Here is a 7,296-nt window from a genome sequence, read left to right as displayed (position 1 = left end):
GGCGCCGAGCGCCAGCACAAGGGCTACTTCGAGCGAGCCGACGGCGGCACGCTTTTTCTCGATGAAATCACCGAGATGCCTATCGAACTGCAGGTCAAGCTGCTGCGCGTGCTGGAATCCGGCGCCTTCATGCGGGTCGGCACCAACCGCGAGCTGCAAGCCGACGTGCGCGTGGTGGCCGCCACTAACCGCAATCCGGAAGAAGCCGTGGCCGACGGCAAGCTGCGCGCCGACCTCTATCACCGGCTCAATGTGTTCCCGATCGAATTGCCGCCGCTGCGCGCGCGTGGCGACGATGTGGTGCAGATCGCCAATACGCTGCTGGAACAGATGAACGGCGAGCACGGCACCCAGCGCCGCTTCGCCCCGGAACTGTTGGACAGCCTGTTGCTGCATGCGTGGCCGGGCAATGTGCGCGAGCTGCGCAACTTCGTGCAGCGGACCTACATCATGGCCGACCGGGACTTGATTGCCGATGCCCATGTGCCGCTGCAGGTGGCGGCGGCGAACCCGGCCGCCACCGCCATGGTGTCGGTGCCGGTGGGCATATCCCTGGCGGACGCCGATCGCCAGTTGATCTTTGCCACGCTGGAGCAATGCTCCGGCGTAAAGAAGCATGCCGCCGAGATCCTCGGCATCAGCCTGAAAACCTTGTATAACCGCCTGGAAGAATATGCCTCGAAAGGCGAGCTACCCGAGTGGCTGCGAGCCAATGGCGCGGGCGCCGCGCAGAACGGAACCACGGCGCCGAACTAGCGTGCGGTGTGCGTGGCCTGGCCCGGCACGCGTCAAGCCTGCCGGACAAGCGCCTGATTGCGGCTTTGGTCCGCGCGCATGCGGCGGTTTCACCGCGCGGTATGCTAATTGCATGGCAACCGGGTGAGCACACCGCCCGCACAAGGTACCGATGTCGCAGCAACCCAACTCCTCCGAAGACCCCGGCGCACCCGGCCAGCCCGCATCCCGCGACGCGCATGAAACGCATGATGCATGCGAGCCACCGGAACCGGTCCAGAGCAGCGCCGAAGTCGCCACGCTGATCGGCCAGATCGCACATGACCTGCGCTCCGCGCTCAACGGGGTGCAGAGTTGGGCCTATGTGCTGGACCACTCGCTGGACATGCCACCCACCCCGGCGCAGCGCGCGCTGGCCGGTATCCGCACCGGCATGCTGCAGCAGCTGGGCCTGATCGAACACATGGAAGAGGCCGTCGCGCTGCTCACGAACGACAGCCCGCCGCAATGGCAACGCGTGGATCTGCTGGCGGCGCTGGAAGCGGCCATGGACGCGGCACGCTCCATGGCGCAAGCGCGTGCCGTGAACCTCGCGGCGGTAGATGTGGACAGCCCGGATGGCACCTCATCGAACCACGCATTTGTGATCGATGCCGACCCGCGCCGCCTCGAACCGCTGTTGCGATATCTGCTGCTGCATTGCATCCGCCACGCGCGCAGCGCGGATACCGTCGAAGCACACCTGAAGCCGGAAGCCGGCCGCATCCGCCTGCGGATCACCGAGAGCCGGGCTCCCAGCGACGCCCGCAGGGACGAGCGCATCGCCGTGCTATCCGACTTCTTCAGCAGGCGCCCCGCCGAAGGCGGCGCATCGGCGCCGCGCCAGGGTACCGCGTTGCTGCTGGCAAGGCGGCTCGTGGAAACCCAGGGCGCGCACATCGTGGCGGAAGGACAGGGGTGCTCCACGGACGGTAGATCCATATGCGTCGCAGTGAGTTTCCCGGTCCATGCGGAGCGGGGCTGATCTAGCCGGGACCCCGCAGTTTTTACCGGCTTCGGCATAAAGTGCATGGTGCCCGCATGCGCGGGCATCGTCTTATTTGCATGCCGTTGTGCCTTGCGTGGCGAACCGGTGGCTCCCGCAGGCCGTCATTCGCTGATTCCAGCAGAGGCAGCCACGGCCGCCACAGGCGGGGCCCCGGTGTTCTGCGTCCACTCAGGCGCGCTGCGGCGGGGGCGCTGGCAAATCCCCTGGAGGCGGGTCGCTGACCGGCGCCGGCGGATCGGGATCGGGCACTGCCGGTTGTGGAACGTCGGGGTCGGGTGGCGCCTGATCGGGTTCGGGCGTGATGTGGAACTGAATCCGCATAGGTCTCTCCGGGGTCTGTAGCACGGCCGGTAGCGGCGTAAACCGGGCCGCGGTCGATAGGCAAGGGCGGGGCAAGCGCCTGGCTCAGGCTCGGGCTCAGCCGGCTTCCCCCGGTTCATCCAGGATACGCGACAGCGCCTCCAGGTCCACCGGCTTGACCAGGTGGCGATCGAAACCCGCCTGCGTTGTACGCTGCCGGTCCGCCGGCTGGCTGTAGCCGGTCAGCGCCACCAGGCGTACATGCTGCAATTCCGGGATGGCCCGCAGGCGCCGGGCGATCTCGAAGCCGTCCATGGCCGGTATGCCGAGGTCGAGCAAGATGACGTCGGGCCGGGTCTTGGCCGCGCGCGCGATGGCGGCGGGACCGTCGATGGCGGTCACCACCGTGTGCCCCATGGCTTCGAGCGTAAGGGCTATGGCCTCCAGCGCGTCGATGTTGTCGTCCACCACCATCACCGTGCGCGGCGTGCCCGGCCGGGACCTGAGCTTGCCGACTTCTGGCCGCCAGCTCTGCCAGGGCTGGGCGGGCAGTTCCACCACGAAGGCGCAGCCAAGGCCAGGGCCGGCGCTCTCGGCATGGACATTGCCGCCATGCAGATTGACAAGCTTTTGTACCAGCGAGAGCCCGATACCCATGCCTTCCTGTCCGGCGGCGGCAGGACGCTTGTCGCCGTGATGCGCCGTGGCCGGATCGAAGATGGCCTGCAGCGCTTGCGGCGACAGCCCGGGTCCATTGTCCCGCACCTTGATGGTAAGCAGGCTGCCGTCGCACGTAACCTCAAGCGCGAGCTGGCCGTCCGGCTGCGTATAGCGCGCGGCGTTGTGCAGCAGGTTGCTGAAGATCTGGGTCAGCCGCACGAGGTCTCCGCGCACGGGCATCGGTCCTTCCGGTACGCTCAGCCGCAGCGAGTGGCCACGCGTGTCGATCAGCGGCCGCACGGCTTCCACAGCGGTGCTCAGCGCCGTGCGCAACTCGACAATATCGTTGCGCAGCACAATGCGGCCCTGGGTGAGGCGCGAGATATCGAGCAGGTCGTCGACCAGCCGCGTCAGGTGATGCAGCTGGCGGGCGATGATGTCGCGGGCCTTGAAGGTCTCCTCGCGCGTGGGCGCGCACCGCATCAGCAGGTCGACCGCGCTGCGCATCGGCGCGAGCGGGTTCCGCAGTTCGTGGGCCAGCATGGCCAGGAAATGGTCCTTGCGGTGGTCTTCTTCCAGCAGCATGCGCTCGGCGCGCTTTTGCGGCGTGATGTCCTGGCAAATGCCGGCCACGCGATAGAAGACGCCCGCCGTATTGGAGACCGGGAACGCGCGCGCGCGGACTTCGCGCACCTCGCCATCGCCCCGCACCAGCCGGAACTCGGCATCCATACGGCCGTCCGCCATCATCGCGCCGAAGGCCACTTCCATGCGCTCGCGGTCCTCGGCCTGCACGCAGTCCAGCCAGGTGCGCGGGTTGTGCTTCAGTTCCTCCATCGGACGGCCCCACAACCGCGCAAACGACGGGCTCATGTACAGGAACTGGCTCTCCGCCGGATCGAGGATCCACAGCGCATCGGAAAGGTTCTCGGCCAGCTGGCGGAACAATTCCTCGTTCTCGCGCAAGGCTTGCGAGGACTGGCGGAAAGCTTCCTCGGCCTTGCGCATGCGCAGCAGGGCCTTGATGCTCGACACCAATTCCTCCGCTTCCACCGGCTCGATCAGGTAACTGTCGGCGCCACCATCGAGCGCCTGCACGCGGTGGCGCGACTCGGTTAGCGCGGCGGAGGTCTGCAGCACCAGCGTACTGGCGGTTTCGGGATCGTTCTTGATCAGCCTGCACACTTCCAGCCCGTTGATGTCGGGCAGATTCACATCCAGCAGCACCAGGTCCGGGGCGTGCTGGCGGATCAGCGACAGCGCGGCCTGCCCGCTCGCAGCCTCCAGCACGGAGAAGCCCGCGCGTTGCAGGATGCGGCCCTTGACGTAGCGAGGCCCGTCGCTGTCGTCGACATTGAGGATCAGGGGCCGCCTGGCGGCTTCTGGAGAGGGCAGAATGTTCATGGCAAGCTCAGCGATATTGGGTATCGAACGAGACGGCCGGACGCGTGCGCGCGGGGTCATGGGCGGGGATCATCGGCGCATCCACGGGAGACGCGCCGGTGATATTGATGATGGCAGGTTCGCCTGCAAGAGCTTGTAAGAACTACAAGGAAGTCCGGGCTCTCATCGGTAGATTCTGCATGTAGTGTTCGCGCCACGATTTTCCCCTTGCTGAGCGCAATGCCTGTCGTTCCTTTTGCTGGCCAATGTTGGCGGGCGAGCCGTGCAACCAAGCCAGTCCGCTACGGCTCATGTGGCGGGCGGGATCGCAAAAATCGTGCAAAAGCCGTGCCCGCGTGTAGACACCAGGACACCAGGGGGACGCCCGCAAGGCGGCGGCAAGGGACGGCGTCACAGGGTGCCGTGCCACCCGTGAGGCCGGCGCCGCGCAGCCATAAGCGGCCGGATTGCCAAGTGCAGCAGGCGCGACCATACTGGCCGTTCCGCAGTGTCAGAGCCAGAACGAGCCCAACGCCGATGCGCCAGGATCCTCCCCACCCGCCGAACTCCCCGCAGGAAAGACCGACCGCTGCGCATGACCATGACCATAAACACGGCGGCAGCACGCTGTCCGAGATGGACCTGCGTGTGCGCGCGCTGGAATCGCTGCTGGTGGAGAAGGGTTACGTCGACCCCGCCGCGCTGGACATCTTGATCGAGACCTACGAGCAGCAGATTGGCCCGCGCAATGGCGCGCGGGTGGTAGCCAAGGCCTGGAGCGACCCGGCCTACAAGGCCTGGCTGCTGGCGGACGCCACTGCGGCGATCGCCTCGCTGGGCTTCAGCGGGCGCCAGGGCGAGCACATGATCGTGCTGGAGAACACGCCGGCGACCCACAATATGGTGGTGTGCACCTTGTGCTCCTGCTATCCCTGGCCCGTGCTTGGACTGCCGCCGGTCTGGTACAAGTCGGCGCCGTACCGCGCCCGGGCGGTGATCGATCCGCGCGGCGTGCTGCGCGATTTCGGCTTCACGCTGCCGGATGCGGTGCAGCTACAGGTGTGGGACTCCACAGCCGAACTGCGCTACCTGGTGCTGCCCATGCGTCCGGCGGGCACGGATGGCTGGAGCGAGGAAGCGCTGGCCGCGCTGGTCACGCGCGATTCGATGATTGGCACCGGGCTGCTACCCGACATGGTGGCGCCGGCAACGGCAAAGGAACCGGCATGAACGGCGCGCAAGACCTTGGCGGCATGCAGGGCTTCGGCCCGGTCCGCCCCGAACCCGGCGAACCGCCGTTCCACGCCGAATGGGAGCGCCGGGTACTGGCGCTGACACTGGCCATGGGCGCGGTCGGCAAGTGGAACATCGATACCTCGCGCGCGGCCCGCGAAAGCCTCCCGCCGGCGCGGTACCTGGGCAGCAGCTACTTCGAGATCTGGTTTGAAGGGCTCAAGGCCTTGCTGCTCAAGACGGGCCTGGCCGACGCCGGGGAGATCGCCAGCGGGCATTCCAGCGCGGCGCCGGTCCCCCTGGCGCGCGTCCTGGAAGCGGAGCAGGTAGCGCCCGCCCTGGCACGCGGCTCGCCCAGTGCCCGGCCGGCCACGGCGGAGGCGCGCTTCCACCTTGGAGAGCGGGTCCGTACCCGTCAGATGCATCCCGCCGGCCATACCCGGCTGCCGCGCTATTGCCGTGGCCGGCAAGGCGAGATCGTGGCGGTGCATGGCGCCCATGTCTTCCCCGATGYCAGCGCGGCCGGCGCCGGGGACCAGCCGCAATGGTTGTATACGGTGCGCTTTACCGCCAGCGAACTGTGGGGCGCCGATACCACCGCGGCTTCGGTCAGCGTGGATTGCTGGGAGCCTTACCTGGATCCGGCGGAGGCTGCCCATGGCTGAGCCCATTGCCGCCCCGCCGGCGCCGCCGGCCACCTTGCAAGCCATGCGCGCCGCGTTGCCGGCCTTGCCGTGCGACAGCACCGGCCCGGTCTTCCGCGAGCCATGGGAAGCCCAGGCCTTCGCCATGACGCTGGCGCTGCATGAACGCGGCGCCTTCACCTGGACCGAATGGGCAGCCAGCCTCTCCCAGGTCATCCGTGATGCCCAGGCCAACGGGGACCCGGACACCGGCCAGCATTACTACCTGTTCTGGCTGACCGCGCTGGAACAGATCAGCGCCGCCAAGGGCCTGGTCGACCAGGCCGCGCTGCTGGACCGGCGCGACGCCTGGATCGCCGCAGCCCGGCGCACCCCGCACGGGCAGCCAATCGAGCTTGGCTGAGGCCGCTCGCGGCAGCCTGGCCTCGGCAGCGTTATGCTTGTTTCCTGCCCGGCGCGCAGCGTGGAGCCGGCTTGCCGGCCGGGAGGTTCAAGGCGGACTTCCAGGCGGACAGGCATGGCTGCTTCGAGCACCGGATCAAGTGCCGAATCACGCGCCGCCTGCGGTCCGGCCCCGCTCGTGCTACCGTAGCGGGCTAGACGCTGCAAAGCGCCCCGATGCCGTGCCACCAAGGCCGGCGCCAAACTCCGACTGACATGACTGACACAGAGATCCAGCTGATCGGCTCCGCCCGCCTGCCGACCCGCTTTGGCGAATTTACCGCCCACGCCTTCAAGGGTGCCGTTTCGGGCACCGAACACCTGGCGCTGAGCGTCGGCGATATCACCGGCGAAGCCGTGTTGACCCGCCTGCATTCCGAATGCCTGACCGGCGACGTGTTCGGCTCGTGCCGCTGCGACTGCGGCGAGCAACTCGACCTGGCGATGAAGAAAATCGCCGAAGAAGGGCGCGGCATCCTGCTCTACCTGCGCGGACAGGAAGGGCGCGGGATCGGCCTGGGCCACAAGATCCGCGCCTATGCGCTGCAGGACGGCGGGCTCGACACGGTCGACGCCAATCTGGCGCTGGGCCAGGAAATCGATAGCCGCAACTACGCCTTCGCCGCCGACCTGCTGCATCAGTGGGGCGTCAAGTCGATCCGGCTGATGAGCAACAATCCCAAGAAGAAGCAGGCCCTGGAAGCCGCCGGCATCACGGTGGTGGAACAGATGCGCCACATCGTGCCGTCCAACGCCGAGAACCAAAAATACCTGGAGACCAAGCGCGAGCGCATGGGGCACCTGCTGGACTGATCGCGGCAGGCTGAGGCTGGACCAGCCCCGGTGCCAGGC

Annotated in this window: 7 protein-coding genes; 6 read left to right on the top strand and 1 reads right to left on the bottom strand. The window is 67.5% G+C overall.

Features of this window, described 5'->3' with window-relative positions:
* Both AC1DKD_RS37185 and AC1DKD_RS37180 read left to right on the top strand, forming a co-directional pair.
* A partial coding sequence (locus tag AC1DKD_RS37185) for a sigma 54-interacting transcriptional regulator (protein ID WP_477144420.1) occupies positions 1 to 756 on the top strand: 756 nt, incomplete at its 5' end.
* A 151-nt stretch (positions 757 to 907) separates the two neighbouring features.
* Positions 908 to 1,759 carry a histidine kinase gene (locus AC1DKD_RS37180; protein WP_441629582.1) on the top strand — a complete coding sequence of 284 codons (852 nt, stop codon included), beginning with the start codon at positions 908 to 910 and terminating at the stop codon, positions 1,757 to 1,759.
* A 441-nt stretch (positions 1,760 to 2,200) separates the two neighbouring features.
* On the opposite strand, the gene AC1DKD_RS37175 is transcribed toward AC1DKD_RS37180, so the two are convergent.
* A complete protein-coding gene (locus AC1DKD_RS37175) occupies positions 2,201 to 4,147 on the bottom strand; it encodes a hybrid sensor histidine kinase/response regulator (protein ID WP_441629583.1) in 1,947 nt (648 codons plus the stop codon).
* A 516-nt stretch (positions 4,148 to 4,663) separates the two neighbouring features.
* On the opposite strand from AC1DKD_RS37175, the gene nthA reads away from it, so the two are divergent.
* From nthA to ribA, 4 genes are all read left to right on the top strand, one after another.
* The gene (nthA, locus tag AC1DKD_RS37170; protein WP_441629584.1) at positions 4,664 to 5,356 is read left to right on the top strand and encodes a nitrile hydratase subunit alpha; all 693 of its coding nucleotides are present in this window, start codon (positions 4,664 to 4,666) and stop codon (positions 5,354 to 5,356) included.
* Positions 5,353 to 6,024 carry a nitrile hydratase subunit beta gene (nthB, locus tag AC1DKD_RS37165; protein WP_477144419.1) on the top strand — a complete coding sequence of 224 codons (672 nt, stop codon included), beginning with the start codon at positions 5,353 to 5,355 and terminating at the stop codon, positions 6,022 to 6,024. Before nthA ends, nthB begins: the two co-directional genes overlap by 4 nt.
* Positions 6,017 to 6,406, top strand: coding sequence for a nitrile hydratase accessory protein (locus tag AC1DKD_RS37160; RefSeq protein ID WP_441629586.1), 390 nt, complete (start codon positions 6,017 to 6,019; stop codon positions 6,404 to 6,406). The genes nthB and AC1DKD_RS37160 overlap by 8 nt, the downstream gene beginning before the upstream one ends.
* A gap of 254 nt (positions 6,407 to 6,660) precedes the next feature.
* A complete protein-coding gene (ribA, locus tag AC1DKD_RS37155; RefSeq protein ID WP_477103958.1) occupies positions 6,661 to 7,257 on the top strand; it encodes a GTP cyclohydrolase II in 597 nt (198 codons plus the stop codon).
* The last annotated feature ends 39 nt before the right edge of the window (positions 7,258 to 7,296 follow it).

Source organism: Cupriavidus sp. 05T313 (assembly GCF_056396665.1).
The sequence above is the reverse complement of the archived record's forward strand: the minus strand, read 5'-3'. Positions and strand labels throughout refer to the sequence as shown.